A 16,321-nucleotide genomic window follows, 5' to 3' on the forward strand; every position below is an offset into this window, starting at 1 on the left:
CATGAATGCACCCGTAAAGTTTAAAAGTGATACAGATTTTTCACATGTAAAACCTTGTGACACTCAGTTTTTGCCAGGCGGTTTAAGAGATTTTTTTCTCTACCGTGATTTGGGTGTTGCAAAAGCAACCAAAGGCAAGGTAATTGCTCATTTAGTAAAAGCAAATAAGCCGCCAGTAGATGGTACAGGCTGGCATTACCATGTGGCTGAATTTCAGATTGTCATCATGAACAAGGGTTGGGCCAAGTTCATGTATGAAGACAAAGTGACTCTAGTGGAGGCGGGTGATGTAGTGCATCAAATGCCAGGAATTACCCACTACCTTTTTGATTACTCACCAGATATGGAGTACTTAGAAATTGTGGGGCCAGCAGATTTTGGTACCGTTCCTGTATCAGACGGACCAGCAAAAGTTCCAGGAGTCACCCCGTGGAAGTAATTAGTCAAAATTCTCTTGGGCCTGATTTTGCAGTCTTATTTCAGCGCATTAAGGCTTTAGCTGATGAGATCAATGGAATGCGTGAATATTATCGCGAGCTCTATAAGAAGATTGAATCGGGAGAGTTCTCGGAAGCCGATGGAGAGCCTAAAGATTTGATTAAAACTTTTAATGTTGCTGGTTTTGTTAATCTATCGCTCATATCAGCTAGTGCCGCACAGACGGCGGCGATTATTGCCAATGATGTTTCTTTGAGTAGGGTGTTTGATCCTACTTTAAAAGCTACAGAACGCGCTTTACGTCATTTAGAGCAAGGTATTCATTGATGATGTACAAAGCCTATCAAGCTTTTACAAACTTGCATGATCCGGTTCGGATTTTTGCAAAAGCGTCGGAGCGGGTTTCTAATAATTGGTTTGGCAATTTCACGCTCAATCCAATGCAACGCCTTGCTGCGCATTACGAACAAATAGCATTACTAGGTTTCACACACACCAGACCTGATTTTAAGATTTATTCGGTAATAAATTCATTTGGAATAGAGCAGGCCGTAGATGAAGAATTGGTCTACTCTACTCATTTTTGTAACTTGGTACGTTTTACTAAGGCTGGAATAGAAGGACAGCCAAAGATCCTGCTTGTGGCACCAATGTCTGGACACTTTGCCACGCTCTTAGCTGGCACCATTAAAACGCTCCTAAGAGATCATGAGGTTTACGTGACTGATTGGCTCAATATTAGAGATGTACCTCTTAGTTTCGGAAATTTTGATTTTGATTCATATGTTGAGCACATCATTACATTTTTAAAATTTATTGGCCCACAAACGCATCTGATGGCTGTATGTCAGCCAACTGTTGCTTGTTTGGCAGCAACGGCAATTCTCTCAGAAGATAAGAGTGCGTATGTGCCAGCAAGCTTAACGCTTATGGCCGGCCCCATTGATGTAGGTCAGAGCCCAACTAAAGTAAATGAATTGGCAACTAGTAAGCCTCTCTCTTGGTTTGAGGATAAATTAATTGGGACCATTCCACGGCAATTTAATGGTGCAGGGCGCAGAGTCTACCCTGGATTTTTGCAATTAATGGCTTTTATGAGCATGAATCCTGATCGTCATGCAGAGTCATTCAGAAAACTCTATGAATACCGCGTTAGCGGAGAGGCAGAAAAAGCGGATGCAATTCATGAATTTTATGAAGAGTACTTTGCAATTATGGATTTGTCAGCAGATTTTTATTTGCAAACCCTCAAAAAAGTATTCATGGATCGCGATCTTCCTAATGGGAAACTCATTTTCCAGGGTCGAATAGTAAATCCTAAGTGTATTAAAAAGACCTTTTTGCTCACAGTAGAGGGTGAACGTGATGACATCTGTGGAATTGGCCAAACTCTAGCTGCACAAGATCTTTGCAGTGGCCTACCTGGCTATATGAAATCGCATCATCTACAAGCTGGTGTTGGTCACTATGGCGTTTTCAATGGTAAGCGCTGGGATGGGCAGATATATCCAGTTGTTCGTAATCACATTCAATCAGCGCAATAAAAACGGGAGGAAATATGGTTGTTTACATTACTAACGGTATTGTCGCGAGAATGCGGCGCAATGATGGGACTGATAGAGGATCTCTATCGCTGCTTCCTGGAAAATATATTGCCAACAAAATCAATGATGGTTCGCTAGAGATTTTGCAGGATGCAGGCGAACCCGTTTATTTGTTGCCGTTTATTTGGTGGGAAAAAATGGAATTAGGCGATCTTTTGATTGCGGCGTAAAAGGTTTCATAAATGAACTATCAGTACATCAAAACCGAGCAGGCGGACTTGATTGCGACAATTCGATTTAATCACTATAGCAAAAGGAATGCCTTAAGTGAGTGCTTAATTGAAGAGATGCATCATGCGCTTGATCTTTTTGGTAAAGAGGACGTACGTGTTTTAGTGCTGCGATCAGATAAGAAGAACAAAGTATGGTCTGCAGGACATGATGTAATGGAGTTACCAAGATCTGAGCGTGACCCACTTCCGGCGGACGATCCCGTGATGGTGCTTCTTAAATCCATTAGGGCTTTTAGGGCCCCGGTTATCGCTATGGTAGATGGTTCTGTTTGGGGGGCATCTACAGATCTGATTATGAGCTGTGATATTGCAATAGGTGATCATGATTCGACTTTTGCAATTACACCTGCAAAACTTGGCCTTCCTTATACGGCCAGTGGAATTTTGCATTTCATGTCAAGAATGCCGCTTAATATAGTCAAGGAAATGTTTTTAACGGCAGATCCGATAGGTGCAGATCGAGCATTGCAGATCGGAATTCTTAATCATCTTTATGTATCAGGTGAGTTAGAAGCGAAGACATATCAAATGGCGAGGACTATTGCCTCGCGATCACCTCAGGCTAACTCAGTCCTCAAAGCTCAGGCGCAAATGTTATCAGATGCAGCCGTAATGAATCCTTCCGTCTTTGAGCATTTGCAATCATTGCGTAAGAACGTTTATATGGGTAGCGACTATCGTGAAGGTATCACGGCATTTCTTGAAAGGCGTGATCCCGTTTTTGGTCAAGCAATTAAGTAGAAATTTCGTGCAGGTGGAAAAACAATCTTTAATTGAATTTAGTTACATTAGTAGAGCTAAGGACCCCTTTTCTAAACTTCAATTGATTCAGTTGTTTGATAAAGCATTTAATAGCAATACTGCAAATCAAATAACCGGCGTCTTATTTTATGAAAATCGATATTTTGCGCAAATATTAGAGGGCAGTAGAGAAGATATTTCTCATTTATGGAAGAAAATACAGAATGATAATCGTCATGTAATTATTCGTGAATTAGATTTTCGAGCAATTGATGAGCGAGCATTCCCTAATTGGGGTATGCGATTTTTTGGAGCCGATCGAATCGCTAAATATATCCCGGGGTTAAGGGGGTGTCTTAATGGTTTATCGGACAACGATACCAAGCTCTTGACTTTAATGCGTTCGGTTGCGGCATTAGACAAATCGTAAAGATGAATATCGATATATCTCTAGAGCCGTTGAGCTATGAAATCATACGAAAGCTCCTAGATTTCCCAAAACGCTTTATATAACTGGTGGGTCCTCGCAGAAACGAACTTTTTTCAGCTCAAAATCTCAAAGTATGCGATTGAATTTTTAATAGCAAACCCAGTATCTATATGGGTTTATAGCAAGGACCAACGGATTGATAATTGACGTGTGTCTTAGGTTTGTGGGGCATCGCCCGCAAAGCCCTATTCTATATGGTGGGTCGGGCGAGATTCGAACTCGCGACCAACGGATTAAAAGTCCGCTGCTCTACCGACTGAGCTACCGACCCAGTTAAGCCATCGATTATAGCAAGAAGTTTGTTGGCTTTCCCTGGGTTTGCGGTCTTTGCCTCTCAGCCCTTGTAGCTACAAGTGGTTTATGAGTTGACTCGTCTGGCAACAGGTGGATTTTTCGAGAAATAGTCCTTAATTCCCCTCAAAATTGCCTCTGCAATCTTATCCTGATAGCCGTCATCGTTTAATCGAGCCTCTTCCTGAGGATTGCTAATAAAAGCCGTCTCTACGAGGATTGAGGGGATATCTGGGGCCTTTAAAACTGCAAAACTGGCTTGCTCTACTTTTGGTTTGTGTAGCGCCGCAAATCCACCAATTTGTTTTAGAACCGAGTTACCCACCTGTAGAGAATCTTTAATCTGCGCAGTTGTTGACATATCCAATAGTAAGTTGGCAACCTGTCTATCTTGTGTCTTGATGTTGATGCCGCCAATCAAATCGGAAGCATTTTCTTTATTGGCCATCCAGCGTGCTGTTGTACTACTGGCGCCCATTTGAGAAAGTGCAAATACAGAGGCTCCTCTAGCATTTCTTTCAATAAAGGCATCCGCATGAATGGATACAAATAAATCAGCTTCTACACGGCGTGCTTTTTGGACCCTTACATGTAGTGGCACAAAGTAATCGCCATCTCTGGTTAAGAAAGGGCGCATATACGCCTCACCCTCAATCTTGTCTTTGAGGCGCTTGGCAATAGCTAGAACGACATGCTTTTCTTTGGAGCCTGCCGCACCAATCGCGCCAGGATCTTCGCCACCATGGCCAGGATCAATAGCAATCGTGATCAAGCGCTTATATTTAGCGGGTGCTGGCAATTCTTTAGTTTCAGGAATGGCTTGAGCTACAGGCGCTGCTGGAGCTTTGGCAAGCTCTTTTTCTTTCTTGGTGGCGAACTGTGCAATGAGATCAATCTCTTCATTCGACTTCTCGAGCGCAGTCTCTTTTTTAGCGCTACTTCTCACTAAAGCCATTAATGGATCTGGTGGTGTAGTAGGGTACAAGTCAAACACCATACGGTAGTTATATTCAGCAACCGGATCAAGCGTAAAGAGTTGCGGCTTAATGGGTTCCTTCAAGTCAAATACCAAACGCACAATGCCCGGCTGAAACTGCCCGACACGAACTTGCGAAATGTAAGGATCGTTTGGTTTTACTTTGGCGACTAAATCTTTGAGTGTGGGGTTGAGTTCTAGTCCCTGCACATCCACCACTAAACGATCGGGGTTGGTCAGTATCTGCTGCGTAATGGGAAGTGGTGTATCGGACTCCAGGGTAACTCGGGTGTAGTCCTCGGAAGGCCAAACGCGTACACCTAAAATCTTGGCGCCCCAGGCAATATCAACCTCAGTGAGCAACAAAGCAAAACTCAAAAACTTCACCGAAGTCTTGAGAGTCTGCCTTTTCGAGAGATTGGTCTTTTTTGGACTCATTACGTACTCATTAATTGCCGGTAGATTATTCGCACACTACTTCAAAGGAAGTTTTGGCAATGCACATACTCCAGATGGAGTTAAGGCATTGATCTTGATAGTACGTTCGTTTTCATCTGCGCCTGCAGCTAACTGAATCTGAATATCAAGTCCTGGCAATGTGCCTTCAGCTTTTTCTGGCCATTCAATAAGGCAAATGCCAGGAACATCAAAGTGCTCAGCAAATCCTGCCTCTTGCCATTCCAGGGGATCACGCATGCGATACAAATCAAAATGGTGAATGGTGATTACTTGATCTTTGAGTTGCAGTGGATAAGGCTCGCACAAGGTATAGGTTGGGCTCTTTACTTTGCCTTCATGACCCATGGTCTGAATGAGGTATCTGGCAAGAGTCGTTTTACCAGCGCCGAGGTCGCCCTCAAGAGAGATATTGAGATGCGAGCTTGGCTGCTTAGTTAGAAAGTGCTCAAAACTGGCGGCCAGCTGCTTCGCAAAAGATGCGGTGTCGGCTTCCTGCCTACAATAGAGATCAATTGCAGTGAGCGGGGACTGGATTGCCTTTGTTTGAGTCATTCCCCCTAGTTTATTCAATTATTGCGCTACATTCTGTATTCCATATGTCTTTACCTACCAACTCTCAATCCTTAGACGGGGCCGATCTGCGTGATTGGCTTGATGCCCAAGCTATGGCACTGGGGTTTGATGGTTTGCGTATTACTGATACCCATTTAGGTCCCGCGACTGAGCGCCTCAAAGAGTGGCTTGAGCAGGGTCGGCATGGGCAAATGGAATACATGCAGCGCCATGCGGAACTGCGCTCCAATCCTGAGCTTTTAGTTCCTGGCACGATGCGTGTGATTTGTGTCTCAATGAACTATCTCCCGCCTGAAACGGATTTTGATGCAGAGTGGCAACGACTAGAGGATCCTTCGCAAGCAGTGGTATCCATGTATGCGAGAGGGCGTGATTATCACAAGGTGCTACGCAATCGCTTGCAAGAATTTGCCAAACTCATCGAAGAGCGCATCGGAAAACTGGGTTTTCGCGTATTTACCGACTCAGCGCCATTGATGGAAGTGGAGTTAGCCCGCAAAGCAGGCTTAGGTTGGCGTGGCAAACATACGCTCTTACTTAATCGAGAATCTGGCTCCACATTCTTCTTGGGTGAGATCTTAGTAGATGTGCCGCTACCAATTGATGAGGAAGTTGAAGAGCGCTGCGGTACCTGTACATCCTGCATCGATGTGTGTCCTACGCAAGCTATTACTGCGCCTTATCAATTAGACGCACGTCGCTGCATCTCTTACTTAACCATTGAAAATCCCGACGCTATTCCGGTTGAGTTTCGACAAGCTATGGGCAATCGAGTGTATGGATGTGATGACTGCCAACTCATTTGCCCTTGGAATAAATTTGCCAAACGTACAGAGCTGCCTGATTTTGCAGGACGTCACGGCTTAGGGCAGACCAGACTCTTACAGCTATGGTCCTGGACTGAAGCTGAGTTTGAGCAGCGTCATGAGGGTAGTGCTATTCGTCGAATTGGTTATAACCGCTGGCGTCGTAATTTGGCAGTGGCGATGGGTAATGCTTTGGCGAGCGAGGTGGAGAAGAGTGCAATTACTGAAGCATTAATCGCAGCGCTTCCAAGTGCCGATCCTTTAGTGGCCGAACATATTGAGTGGGCCTTAGGTCAAAATGCTCAGTCAGCATAAATACCCACAAGCTTTACAATTATTCCATGTCATCCAACGACCAGCCATGCATTGATCCTAGTGAAACCGCGCTAGAAGAGGCTGCGGTTCAGCGCTTTAAAAATCCAAGTGATGCTTTTTGGTCCGGCATTCGGGATGCGGCTGGTGCGCCTGCAATGGTGCTTTTTGCAGGCATGGTGGGCTTTGGTGCGATGGGCAAAACCAATGGCTTTGATGTTTGGTTTACCACCTCCACTTCATTTTTTATGTTCGCGTTGCCGGGACAGGTGGTCTTGCTCGAGATGGCGATTACGGGGTCTTCTGTTTTTGCTATTGCTCTGGCTGTTACCTTAACCTCCACCCGCTTTATCACGATGACGGTGACACTCTTTCCACAATTTCATCAAAAAGATCGCAATCGCAGTCTCTATGCCTCTGTCCATTTATTAGCGATGACAGCATGGGCTATCTCGATGCGGGAGTTTCATGCGATTGAGATTAAGCACCGCCTGAGTTACTTCGTAGGTCTTGGCTTGCTGTGCTGGTTGATTTCCGTGCCTGGAACAATTTTGGGTTATTACTTAGCAGGTATGGTGCCCAAGCCAGTTACTTTAGGTTTGGTATTTATTAACCCTCTATTCTTCTTGCTCACCTTTACTGAAGTAAAGCCTTGGATCAATCGCATTGCCCTTTTACTAGGAGCTATCTTTGGCCCGATTTTTTTTATCATTGATCGCGATACCAGTTTGTTAACCGCTGGCTTAGTTGCGGGCACCATGGCTTACTTTATCGATCGCAAGTTCTTGCGCAAAAAAGCCGGGGTGATTGGATGAGTGGGGCGATCGACACCTTAAGCCACCTAGGCGATGCATTGACCGGATGGGGTCTTTGGATCGCTTTAGTAGGCGCCTGCCTCGGCACCTATTTTTGCCGCGCCATTGGCGTATTTCTGTCGCAGAGTATTAATCAAGATAGTGAGATCTTCCGCTGGTTAGCTGCTGTGACGTATGCGATGGTTGCTGCACTCACAGTCCGTTTGATTGTGATGCCGCTAGGCCTAATGGCAACAGTGCCATTGTGGATTCGTCTTCTGATTTGTGCCTTGGCAATTGGCGTGATGATTTCTAAACCCACCAAGCGATTAGTTCCCGCCTTATTGACTGGAACCTTGTTGATGGTAGGTTACGGCGTTATTCGTTAGCTAACCAAATAACGCCAGCACCACCTTTTTTGCTTTTATAGATGCGCCCCCAAAATTCTGGCGATATGTACAGCTTCTCTTTGAGTGCCATCAGCAATTTGATGACGACAACTGGTACCGTCAGCCACCACCCAGCTATCTGGTGACTTCCGAATACTAGGCAACAGACTAGCTTCTGCCATTAGTTTGGACACTTCAATATGTTCGGCTTCGTAACCAAAGCTTCCCGCCATACCGCAACAAGAAGATTCAATGAGCTTGGGTTCTGCATTCGGAATGAGTTTGAGTAATTCCATTGCAGGAGTAACGGCAGCAAAAGATTTCTGGTGGCAGTGACCATGAAAGAGTACTGGTTTATCGGCTGCTTTCAGTTGGATCTTGAGTTTTCCAGCTTTAGCTTCGCTTGCTAAGAATTCTTCCAACAGTTGCGCTTGTTTAGAAACCCGCACAGCACGCTCACCAAAGCCCATTACGAGCGCTTCATCTTTCAAGGTAAACAAGCAAGAAGGCTCCAAGCCAATGATCGGAATGTGCTTATCCGCATAAGGTGCAAGATGGTCAACTAACTCACCAAGATTCTCTTTAGCTTTATCAACCATACCTGCGGCTAAATAGGTTCTGCCACAGCAAAACTCTTTGGAACAACTATTTGTTTTATCGATTTGGCTTTGATTCTGTTTTTGCTGACTCTTGTGGGGAATATGTACGCGATAGCCGGCAGCCTTGAGAACCTTTAATGCTGCCTGAAGGTTCTCATCTTCAAAGTAGGCGTTAAAAGTATCCGCAAGAAGTACTACACCCTTACCATCACCATTGTTTGCTAATTGTTCTGGAGTGTATTGATAAGAGCCTTTTGCTTTCTGATTCCAGAAAGTTTTACCCTTCCAAACCGGCAAACTTCTTTGCGCAGAGATGCCCATGACCCACTCTTGAATCTTAGCAATCACTGTAATGTGATTGCGTAGATTGAGAAGACTTGGCAAAAATGGGGTATTGCTAATCGTACCAGCGTATTTAGGAAGATAGGCAATCGCTAGATCTCTGAGCGAGTGGCCTACACGCTTTTTGTAAGCGGATAAGAACTCAATTTTCATCTTCGCCATATCAACGCCGGTAGGGCATTCACGGCGGCAAGCCTTGCAGCTCACGCAAAGCTCCATCACTTCCTTAATGGCATCGCTACCTAGGGGCGAAGATTCATCTTTGATATCGAGTTGATTTGAAAGTGCAAGGCGCAGGGTATTCGCTCTACCGCGAGTGAGATGCTTTTCATCACGGGTGACGCGATAGCTTGGGCACATGACTTCCGCGTCAAACTTACGGCAGTGACCATTGTTATTGCACATCTCCACTGCTTTGGCTAAGCCCAGTGCTGGGTCTCCACCAGTGCCAGGCGCCGTAGTTTCTTCTGTGACAGGATCGTTCTGTACGTTCCAGGCAGACCAATCGAGTGCGGGTTGCAGTGGAATGACTTTATAGCTCGGTGGAAATCTAAAGTTGATGGAGTCATCCATCTTGGGTGGATTAACAATCTTGCCTGGATTAAATAAGCCCTTTGGATCGAATGCATGTTTAATTTCTGCAAGGGCTTCGGTGATCTTTTGGCCAAACTGCCAAGAGATCCATTCGCCACGACAGAGGCCATCACCATGTTCACCGCTATAGGCGCCTTTATATTTGCGTACCAAGGCAGAGGCTTCTTCGGCAACCGCGCGCATCTTTTGGGCGCCATCTCTACGCATATCCAAAATAGGGCGCACATGCAACGTGCCTACGGATGCATGCGCATACCAAGTGCCACGTGAGCCATATTTAGCAAATACATCAGTCAATGCCTGAGTGTAATCAGCCAAACTCTCCAGAGGCACAGCACAATCTTCAATAAAGCTCACCGGCTTACCATCACCCTTAAGGCTCATCATGATGTTCAGTCCTGCTTTACGCACTTCCCACAGATTCTTTTGTAGGCTGGCATCAGGCATTGCTACTACCGAGCCTGGCAATCCCAAATCGCTCATCAGTTCTTGTAAAGCTTTGAGTTTTTCTAGTAGTGGCGCATGCGCTTCGCCAGAAAACTCCACCAATAGAATTGCTTCAGGTGTTTGGGCTGTGTGATCTATCAGAGCAGTTTCAATCGTTTTCTTAAAGCTGGGATTGCTGCGTGCCAAATCAATCATGGTGCGATCCACCAGTTCTACTGCAGTAGGACCAAGCTTCACAATATGCTGGGCGCTATCCATGGCTTTATAGAAGCTTGCAAAGTTCACAATGCCGAGCACTTTATGTTGCGGTAACGGTGCTAGCTTCAGTTTGAGTGATTTGAAATAAGCGAGAGTACCTTCGCTGCCCACCAACAAATGGGCTAAATTAACGCTGCCATCTTGGGTGTAAGGCAATTCGCTTTGGGGATTGAAGATATCGAGGTTATAGCCCGCAACCCGTCTTAATACTTTTGGAAAGTGAGCCTCAATTTCAGGTGTGAGGGTGTGGGCTAAACCTTTTACAAAATCACCTAGTTGTTTTGCGGCACCAGAGCTATTGGCATAGTTCCCAAACTGCGCTACTTGGCCATCCGCTAACCAGGCATCAATACCTAAAACGTTATGCACCATATTGCCGTAAGCAATTGAGCGACTGCCGCAAGAGTTATTGCCTGCCATACCACCAATGGTTGCTTGGCCAGCGGTGGAAACATCCACTGGATACCAGAGGCCATGTTGTTTGAGTGAACCGTTGAGATGATCCAGTACGATACCTGGTTCAACTTCAACATATCCTTTATCAAGATTGAGATCTAAAACGTTTCTGAAATATTTGGTGTTATCAATTACTAGTGCTGCACCAGTAGTTTGGCCGCATTGGCTGGTGCCGCCACCACGAGGTAGTACAGGCACACCTAGTTCACCTGCAATCTGAATGGCGCTCGCAATATCTTGTGCAGTCTTTGGCACAAAGACAGCCACTGGCATTGCTTGATAGATGGAGGCATCCGTTGCGTAACGTCCGCGACTCGCACTATCGGTCATTACTTCACCGGAAGTCTCCTGGCGCAAGCGCTTGGCGAGTTCGGCTTGATCTACCATGAGTTCTTTAAGGTCAAGAAGGTCAAGAAGGTCAAGAGGCTTGTTCATAACTTGCTTGTCTCCACATCTTTGATTGCTGCTTCCGATTTCAGTAACTGCACTACAACATCACGTTTATTTTGTACGTGCTGGATCATAATCTTGCGCATGCGGGCAGCATCTCTAGCTTTAAGGGCAGCGAGCATCTCTTGGTGTTCTTCAACCGCCTTTTCCCATTTCACGCCATCTTGATTAGAGCGAAAGCGCAGGGCTTCAATGCGAGCGTTGACTTGTGTGAAAAGTCTTGAGAGCACTGGATTATTTGCCGCTTGATTAATGAGGTGATGAATGTGTAGATTGAGTTTGTAATAACTTGATAAATCTCGACGTGCATAAGACGCCATCATTTCGTATTGGAGTGCTTCTAATTCAGAGAGGGCGGTGTTGCTAATATTATTGGCAGCGAGTTCACCAGAAAATCCCTCAAGATCGGCAATCACGTCAAAAGTATGAATAACATCCTCGAGGCTAAGCTGGACTGCGATCGCGCCACGATTCGTAATGAGTTCAACTAAACCATCTGCAGCTAAGCGCCGAATCGCTTCACGAATGGGGGTTCGGGAAACATTAAGACTCTCGGCCAGTTCCCGCTCGTTAAGTTTGCTGCCGGGCGCGATTTTCCCCTCCACCAAGAGCGATCTGAGTTTTTGAAAGGTGGCCTCATGCAAATTCTGAGAATTGGGCTGTTCTATGGCTGCCATGCTGTAATCCCCTAAACCCTAAATTTGTATACAAAAATAACAATAAGCCATCATAAAGCATAAATATAGGCTTTAAATGTCAATTTATACGGTTTATTAAAGAATTATTTTAATAATTTGTATGCAAAATGGAAAATTTGCAAAAATTGTCATACACTAGTGCCAGAAATAAAACCCATAAACACACCCATAAGTGAGACAAAGCATGTTGAAACTTGATAACCACGCATCAGGACGCCACTTTTTACATATTCCTGGCCCTAGTCCCGTTCCTCCACGCGTACTGCGTGCCATTAGCTATCAAACCATCGACCACCGTGGTCCTGAGTTTGGCGCCTTCGGTCTGAAGGTTTTAGAAAACATCAAAAAGATTTTCAAGACTGAACAGCCTGTGATTATTTATTCTGCCTCAGGAACGGGTTCTTGGGAAGGTGCTTTGTTTAACGTACTGAGTCCTGGTGACAAAGTATTATTTTACGAAACTGGTCAGTTTGCTAACCTATGGCGCGCGCTTGCTAAGCGCCTTGGTTTGGATGTGGAAGTGGTTGGTAAAGCGGGACAAGATACTTGGCGTTGGGGTGTAGATGCATCAGTAATCGAAGAGCGTTTACGTAAAGACACTGGCCATGAAATCAAAGCAGTTTGTGTAGTGCATAACGAAACTTCTACTGGTGTGACATCAAACATTGCCGCAGTTCGTAAAGCGATTGACTCACTAAAGCACCCAGCCTTATTGCTCGTTGATAGCGTATCTGGCTTGGGCTCAGCAGATTATGAGCATGACAAATGGGGTGCTGACGTTACCGTTTCTGGTTCACAAAAAGGCTTGATGTTGCCACCTGGTATTGGCTTTAATGCGTTGTCACCACGTGCCATTGAGGCTAGTAAAAACAACAAAATGCCTAAAGCATATTGGGCTTGGGATGAAATTCTCGAATCCAATAAAACCGGTTACTGGCCGACAACTCCAAGCACCAATTTGATGTATGGCTTGCATGAAGCGATGGACATGATGATGGCCGAAGGCTTGGATACGATCTTTGCGCGTCACCAACGTTTAGCTGCTGCTTGTCGTGAAGCAGTAAAAGCTTGGGGCTTAGAAATTCAGTGTCAAGACAAGGATTGCTATTCACCAGTACTCACTTGTATTGCAACACCTGAAGGTATGGATGCGGATGTATTGCGTAAGCATGCTTTGGAGAAATTCAATCTCTCATTGGGTACCGGTTTGGGCAAAATCAAAGGCAAGGCATTCCGTATCGGCCATTTAGGCGATTGCAATGAATTGAGTTTGATGGCTGCTTTATGTGGTGTTGAGATGAGTTTGGGCTCTATGGGCTTTAAACCCAAGGCCAGCGGTGTCGTTGCTGCCCAAGAATTTCTCAAATAACCACAAATAATCAATTAGTTGGGCGCAGTTTCAGTGCATATAGGGTGTGGTAAGGCTCCTAGACTGGGGTCAGGCTACACCCCTTATAATTCAGGTGCTCTGTATAGATAGCACTTTCATCATATAAAACATATTCGAGACAAAGAAAGATTAACTATGTTGGCTACTAAACCATATTTAACCCAAGCTGATGTCCAAAAGATTTTGGATGCAGCAAATAAACACGCTGCCGCAAACAACTGGGCGGTAACTATTGCCGTTTGTGATGATGGCGGTCATATGTTGGGTTTAATTCGTCGCGATGGTTGCGCTCCTGTGTCAGCTTACATTGCTCAAGAAAAAGCACGTACTGCTGCTATGGGTAAACGTGAGAGCCGTGTCTACGAAGAAATTATTAATAACGGCCGCACCTCTTTCTTATCTGCTCCGCATATTTCGGGCATGTTGGAGGGTGGCGTCAATATCGAGGTAAATGGGTTTACCATCGGCGCAGTCGGCGTTTCCGGCGTTAAATCGACAGAGGATGCTGAAACCGCTAAGGCCGGCATTGCTGCCATCCTGTAAGTTACCTTGACAAATACTGCTACTGAAATAAATTCTTCTACACGGGTTAGCGAAGCTGCTACCCCTACAGCAACAATCACTTTTGCTGACTTTGGTTTAGATCCGAAAATTCAAAAAGCGGTTCTGGAGCAGGGCTACAACACTCCGACTCCGATTCAAGCGCAATCAATTCCACATGTCTTAGCGGGAAGCGACCTCATGGGCGCTGCGCAAACTGGAACTGGTAAGACGGCTGCTTTTGTATTGCCGATCATTCAAAAGATTTTGCGTCACGCTAGCAATAGCGCATCACCAGCGCGTCATCCAATTCGTGCATTGGTTCTCACGCCAACTCGCGAGCTGGCTGTGCAAGTGGCAGAAAACGCTACGAGCTATTCAAAGCATACTGATTTGCGCGCTGCCGTAGTCTACGGCGGTGTAGATATGAAAGAGCAAGTAGGTATTTTGCGTAATGGCGTAGAGATACTGATTGCCACTCCTGGACGCTTACTTGATCACATTGGCTCAAAAGTGGCCAATCTCTCCCAAGTGGAAATCTTGGTGTTGGACGAAGCCGACCGCATGCTTGATATGGGTTTCTTGCCAGACTTACAGCGCATTATTGATTTGATTCCAGCGCAAAGACAGACTTTATTGTTCTCAGCGACTTTCTCACCAGAAATCAAAAAGCTGGCACAAAGCTATTTACGTACTCCAGTGACTGTTGAGGTGGCTCGTCAAAATGCTGCCGCTGATACAGTTAAACAGGTGGTGCACATGGTTTCCTCTGCAGATAAGCAACGTGCGATTGTGAAGGTGCTTGAAGCACGCACGCGTGCAGGCTTATCACGTCAATGCATTATCTTTACCAATAGTCGTTTGGGCTGTGCAAAGTTATCTCGCGCTCTTGAGCGCGATGGTATTAAAGCAGGCGCGATTCACGGTGATAAGAGTCAAGGTGAGCGTACTTTAACTTTGGATGCCTTTAAGTCTGGCGCTATTGAAGTTTTAGTGGCAACTGATGTAGCAGCTCGTGGTTTAGATATTCCGGATATGCCTTGCGTGATTAATCACGAACTACCCTACAACGCAGAAGACTTTATTCATCGTATTGGTCGTACTGGTCGCGCTGGTAGCAAAGGTGATGCGATTGCCTTAGTTGATGCCAGTGAGAAGCGCTTACTCGACGATATTGAAAAGTTGATGAAGCGTAAATTGGATGTGAAGCCCTTGCCTGAAGGATTGCCTTCACAAGCTCGCCCATCATCCGGTAGCTATGGCAGTGGACCGGCTAAAGTGTCCGATCCTTTCTTCTACAAGCCTTACGAGCCCAGCATTCCTGCTGCATCCCCTAAAACTCCTACAGATGCAAAGCCAGAAGAGAAAAAAGTGGGCATTACTCCCGCTAAGCCTGCTGTTGGCGCTTTGCTTGGTGGCTTTAAAAAGAAATAAAGCAAGAAAAAAGTAAGAAAGAAAATTAGGAAATTAAGAAGGAAAGACTATGTTCTTTCGTTTTTCCATGCAAGAGTGGCTGCTAATAGCCACTCTGCAATAGTGACATTCTCGCCATCAGGCAAGTTCTTCAATCCCAAATGCTTTGCTGCTTTACGCAGCTCCATTAGCGAATGTTTGTCATCTTGTGTATTGATTTGCGTTGCTAAAGTTTGTTTGCTGAGTTTTTCACCATGCTCATCAAGCACTAAAGGTAGATGTAAATACTCTGGCCTCTGATATCCCAATACTTTTTGCAGGTAAATTTGTCTTGCGGTGTTGCTTAATAAATCTTTGCCACGCACGATATGGGTAATACCTTGCTCTGCATCATCCACTACTACAGCTAGCTGGTAGGTAAATACTCCATCGCTTCTATGCAATACAAAATCACCCACTTCAGTGTTGAGATCTTGGTTTTGGTACCCTAGTGCTAAATCCTCAAATTCAATATGGCTATTTGGGGGTAGAGCGATCCGCCAGGCTTTTCCCGAATCATTTAAAGCATGTGCGGTATTGCTTATTAATGAGGCAGGGCGGCAGGTGCCTGGATAGACCATTTCTTGATTGCGGGGTGTCTCTACTCCGAGGCTGGCTAGGGCGTTGGCAATAGTCTGCCTTGAGCATGTGCAGGTATATAGGTATTTCAAGCTATTTAAGCGCTCTAAAGCCCTCTGGTAAGCCTCTTGGCGCTGGGATTGGTAAATGATCTCCTCGTCCCAAGAAAGCCCGCAGGCAAGCAATTGAGACTGTATTTGTTGGGTTGCTTCGGGGACGCAGCGGGGGGTGTCTAAATCCTCAATTCTGAGGAGCCATTTCCCTCCATTTTTACGGGCATCTAACCAGCTTCCGAGGCCGGCAACAAGGGATCCGGCGTGAAGTGGGCCGGTGGGGGATGGAGCAAATCGCCCGCGATAGCCGCCGGCTGGGGATGGAAGGTTTTTGGGTGTCGACACAGCTAAAATCAT

General features: G+C 45.5%; 17 protein-coding genes and 1 tRNA gene. 12 read left to right on the forward strand and 6 right to left on the reverse strand.

Annotated features, from left to right (window positions below):
• The first annotated feature begins 1 nt into the window (after position 1).
• From ICE93_RS05695 to ICE93_RS05720, 6 genes are read left to right on the forward strand one after another with little or no spacing between them, the layout of a single operon-like run.
• The gene (locus ICE93_RS05695) at positions 2-439 is read left to right on the forward strand and encodes a cupin domain-containing protein (RefSeq protein ID WP_216186405.1); all 438 of its coding nucleotides are present in this window, start codon (positions 2-4) and stop codon (positions 437-439) included.
• The gene (locus ICE93_RS05700; RefSeq protein WP_216186407.1) at positions 430-765 is read left to right on the forward strand and encodes a hypothetical protein; all 336 of its coding nucleotides are present in this window, start codon (positions 430-432) and stop codon (positions 763-765) included. Before ICE93_RS05695 ends, ICE93_RS05700 begins: the two co-directional genes overlap by 10 nt.
• Positions 765-1,982, forward strand: coding sequence for a polyhydroxyalkanoate depolymerase (locus ICE93_RS05705; RefSeq protein WP_216186408.1), 1,218 nt, complete (start codon positions 765-767; stop codon positions 1,980-1,982). The genes ICE93_RS05700 and ICE93_RS05705 overlap by 1 nt, the downstream gene beginning before the upstream one ends.
• Before the next feature lie 14 nt (positions 1,983-1,996).
• Complete coding sequence (locus tag ICE93_RS05710) at positions 1,997-2,212, forward strand: hypothetical protein (protein WP_216186410.1); 216 nt, start codon at positions 1,997-1,999, stop codon at positions 2,210-2,212.
• A 12-nt stretch (positions 2,213-2,224) separates the two neighbouring features.
• Positions 2,225-3,016 carry a methylmalonyl-CoA decarboxylase gene (scpB, locus tag ICE93_RS05715; protein ID WP_216186412.1) on the forward strand — a complete coding sequence of 264 codons (792 nt, stop codon included), beginning with the start codon at positions 2,225-2,227 and terminating at the stop codon, positions 3,014-3,016.
• 13 nt (positions 3,017-3,029) lie between these two features.
• Positions 3,030-3,446 (forward strand): BLUF domain-containing protein, encoded by a 417-nt coding sequence (locus ICE93_RS05720; RefSeq protein WP_216186414.1) that lies wholly within the window; start codon positions 3,030-3,032, stop codon positions 3,444-3,446.
• Positions 3,447-3,701: 255 nt separating this feature from the next.
• On the opposite strand, the gene ICE93_RS05725 is transcribed toward ICE93_RS05720, so the two are convergent.
• The 3 genes from ICE93_RS05725 to tsaE form a co-directional block, all read right to left on the reverse strand.
• Positions 3,702-3,777, reverse strand: a tRNA-Lys gene (locus ICE93_RS05725).
• 87 nt (positions 3,778-3,864) lie between these two features.
• Positions 3,865-5,211 (reverse strand): N-acetylmuramoyl-L-alanine amidase, encoded by a 1,347-nt coding sequence (locus ICE93_RS05730; RefSeq protein ID WP_216186416.1) that lies wholly within the window; start codon positions 5,209-5,211, stop codon positions 3,865-3,867.
• 36 nt (positions 5,212-5,247) lie between these two features.
• Positions 5,248-5,784, reverse strand: coding sequence for a tRNA (adenosine(37)-N6)-threonylcarbamoyltransferase complex ATPase subunit type 1 TsaE (gene tsaE / locus ICE93_RS05735; protein ID WP_216186418.1), 537 nt, complete (start codon positions 5,782-5,784; stop codon positions 5,248-5,250).
• Positions 5,785-5,828: 44 nt separating this feature from the next.
• Between tsaE and queG the strand changes: the two genes are divergently transcribed.
• From queG to ICE93_RS05750, 3 genes are read left to right on the forward strand one after another with little or no spacing between them, the layout of a single operon-like run.
• Entirely contained in the window at positions 5,829-6,926 is a 1,098-nt protein-coding gene (gene queG / locus ICE93_RS05740; protein WP_216186420.1) for a tRNA epoxyqueuosine(34) reductase QueG, read from the forward strand.
• A 26-nt stretch (positions 6,927-6,952) separates the two neighbouring features.
• On the forward strand, positions 6,953-7,738 hold the full coding sequence (locus ICE93_RS05745; RefSeq protein ID WP_216186422.1) for an AzlC family ABC transporter permease: 786 nt from the start codon (positions 6,953-6,955) through the stop codon (positions 7,736-7,738).
• Positions 7,735-8,106 (forward strand): AzlD domain-containing protein, encoded by a 372-nt coding sequence (locus ICE93_RS05750; RefSeq protein WP_216861307.1) that lies wholly within the window; start codon positions 7,735-7,737, stop codon positions 8,104-8,106. The genes ICE93_RS05745 and ICE93_RS05750 overlap by 4 nt, the downstream gene beginning before the upstream one ends.
• A gap of 35 nt (positions 8,107-8,141) precedes the next feature.
• Here the strand turns inward: ICE93_RS05750 and ICE93_RS05755 are convergent, their stop codons facing one another.
• Together ICE93_RS05755 and ICE93_RS05760 are read right to left on the reverse strand one after the other, a co-directional pair.
• Positions 8,142-11,189 (reverse strand): FAD-binding and (Fe-S)-binding domain-containing protein, encoded by a 3,048-nt coding sequence (locus ICE93_RS05755; RefSeq protein ID WP_255554695.1) that lies wholly within the window; start codon positions 11,187-11,189, stop codon positions 8,142-8,144.
• A 44-nt stretch (positions 11,190-11,233) separates the two neighbouring features.
• On the reverse strand, positions 11,234-11,929 hold the full coding sequence (locus tag ICE93_RS05760; RefSeq protein WP_216186426.1) for a GntR family transcriptional regulator: 696 nt from the start codon (positions 11,927-11,929) through the stop codon (positions 11,234-11,236).
• A 205-nt stretch (positions 11,930-12,134) separates the two neighbouring features.
• Here ICE93_RS05760 and ICE93_RS05765 point away from each other — a divergent pair, with 205 nt between their 5' ends.
• The 3 genes from ICE93_RS05765 to ICE93_RS05775 all read left to right on the forward strand — a co-directional run bounded on the left by ICE93_RS05765 (position 12,135) and on the right by ICE93_RS05775 (position 15,314).
• Positions 12,135-13,319: an alanine--glyoxylate aminotransferase family protein gene (locus ICE93_RS05765; RefSeq protein ID WP_216186428.1), complete on the forward strand. Its 1,185-nt coding sequence runs from the start codon at positions 12,135-12,137 to the stop codon at positions 13,317-13,319.
• A 159-nt stretch (positions 13,320-13,478) separates the two neighbouring features.
• Entirely contained in the window at positions 13,479-13,883 is a 405-nt protein-coding gene (locus tag ICE93_RS05770; RefSeq protein WP_215382829.1) for a heme-binding protein, read from the forward strand.
• A gap of 6 nt (positions 13,884-13,889) precedes the next feature.
• The gene (locus ICE93_RS05775) at positions 13,890-15,314 is read left to right on the forward strand and encodes a DEAD/DEAH box helicase (RefSeq protein ID WP_216186430.1); all 1,425 of its coding nucleotides are present in this window, start codon (positions 13,890-13,892) and stop codon (positions 15,312-15,314) included.
• Positions 15,315-15,361: 47 nt separating this feature from the next.
• On the opposite strand, the gene gluQRS is transcribed toward ICE93_RS05775, so the two are convergent.
• A complete protein-coding gene (gene gluQRS / locus ICE93_RS05780) occupies positions 15,362-16,321 on the reverse strand; it encodes a tRNA glutamyl-Q(34) synthetase GluQRS (RefSeq protein WP_216186432.1) in 960 nt (319 codons plus the stop codon).

It is taken from the genome of Polynucleobacter sp. MWH-HuK1, from assembly GCF_018881815.1.
Taxonomy (GTDB): domain Bacteria; phylum Pseudomonadota; class Gammaproteobacteria; order Burkholderiales; family Burkholderiaceae; genus Polynucleobacter.

Bases quoted from the DNA above. Each gene is read 5' to 3' on its own strand.
- queG (WP_216186420.1), top strand. From the start codon at position 5,829: ATGTCTTTACCTACCAACTCTCAATCCTTAGACGGGGCCGATCTGCGT.
- ICE93_RS05695 (WP_216186405.1), top strand. From the start codon at position 2: ATGAATGCACCCGTAAAGTTTAAAAGTGATACAGATTTTTCACATGTA.
- ICE93_RS05765 (WP_216186428.1), top strand. From the start codon at position 12,135: ATGTTGAAACTTGATAACCACGCATCAGGACGCCACTTTTTACATATT.
- ICE93_RS05750 (WP_216861307.1), top strand. From the start codon at position 7,735: ATGAGTGGGGCGATCGACACCTTAAGCCACCTAGGCGATGCATTGACC.
- ICE93_RS05760 (WP_216186426.1), bottom strand. From the start codon at position 11,929: ATGGCAGCCATAGAACAGCCCAATTCTCAGAATTTGCATGAGGCCACC.
- scpB (WP_216186412.1), top strand. From the start codon at position 2,225: ATGAACTATCAGTACATCAAAACCGAGCAGGCGGACTTGATTGCGACA.
- ICE93_RS05705 (WP_216186408.1), top strand. From the start codon at position 765: ATGATGTACAAAGCCTATCAAGCTTTTACAAACTTGCATGATCCGGTT.
- ICE93_RS05730 (WP_216186416.1), bottom strand. From the start codon at position 5,211: ATGAGTCCAAAAAAGACCAATCTCTCGAAAAGGCAGACTCTCAAGACT.
- ICE93_RS05745 (WP_216186422.1), top strand. From the start codon at position 6,953: ATGTCATCCAACGACCAGCCATGCATTGATCCTAGTGAAACCGCGCTA.
- gluQRS (WP_216186432.1), bottom strand. From the start codon at position 16,321: ATGATTTTAGCTGTGTCGACACCCAAAAACCTTCCATCCCCAGCCGGC.
- ICE93_RS05710 (WP_216186410.1), top strand. From the start codon at position 1,997: ATGGTTGTTTACATTACTAACGGTATTGTCGCGAGAATGCGGCGCAAT.
- tsaE (WP_216186418.1), bottom strand. From the start codon at position 5,784: ATGACTCAAACAAAGGCAATCCAGTCCCCGCTCACTGCAATTGATCTC.
- ICE93_RS05755 (WP_255554695.1), bottom strand. From the start codon at position 11,189: ATGGTAGATCAAGCCGAACTCGCCAAGCGCTTGCGCCAGGAGACTTCC.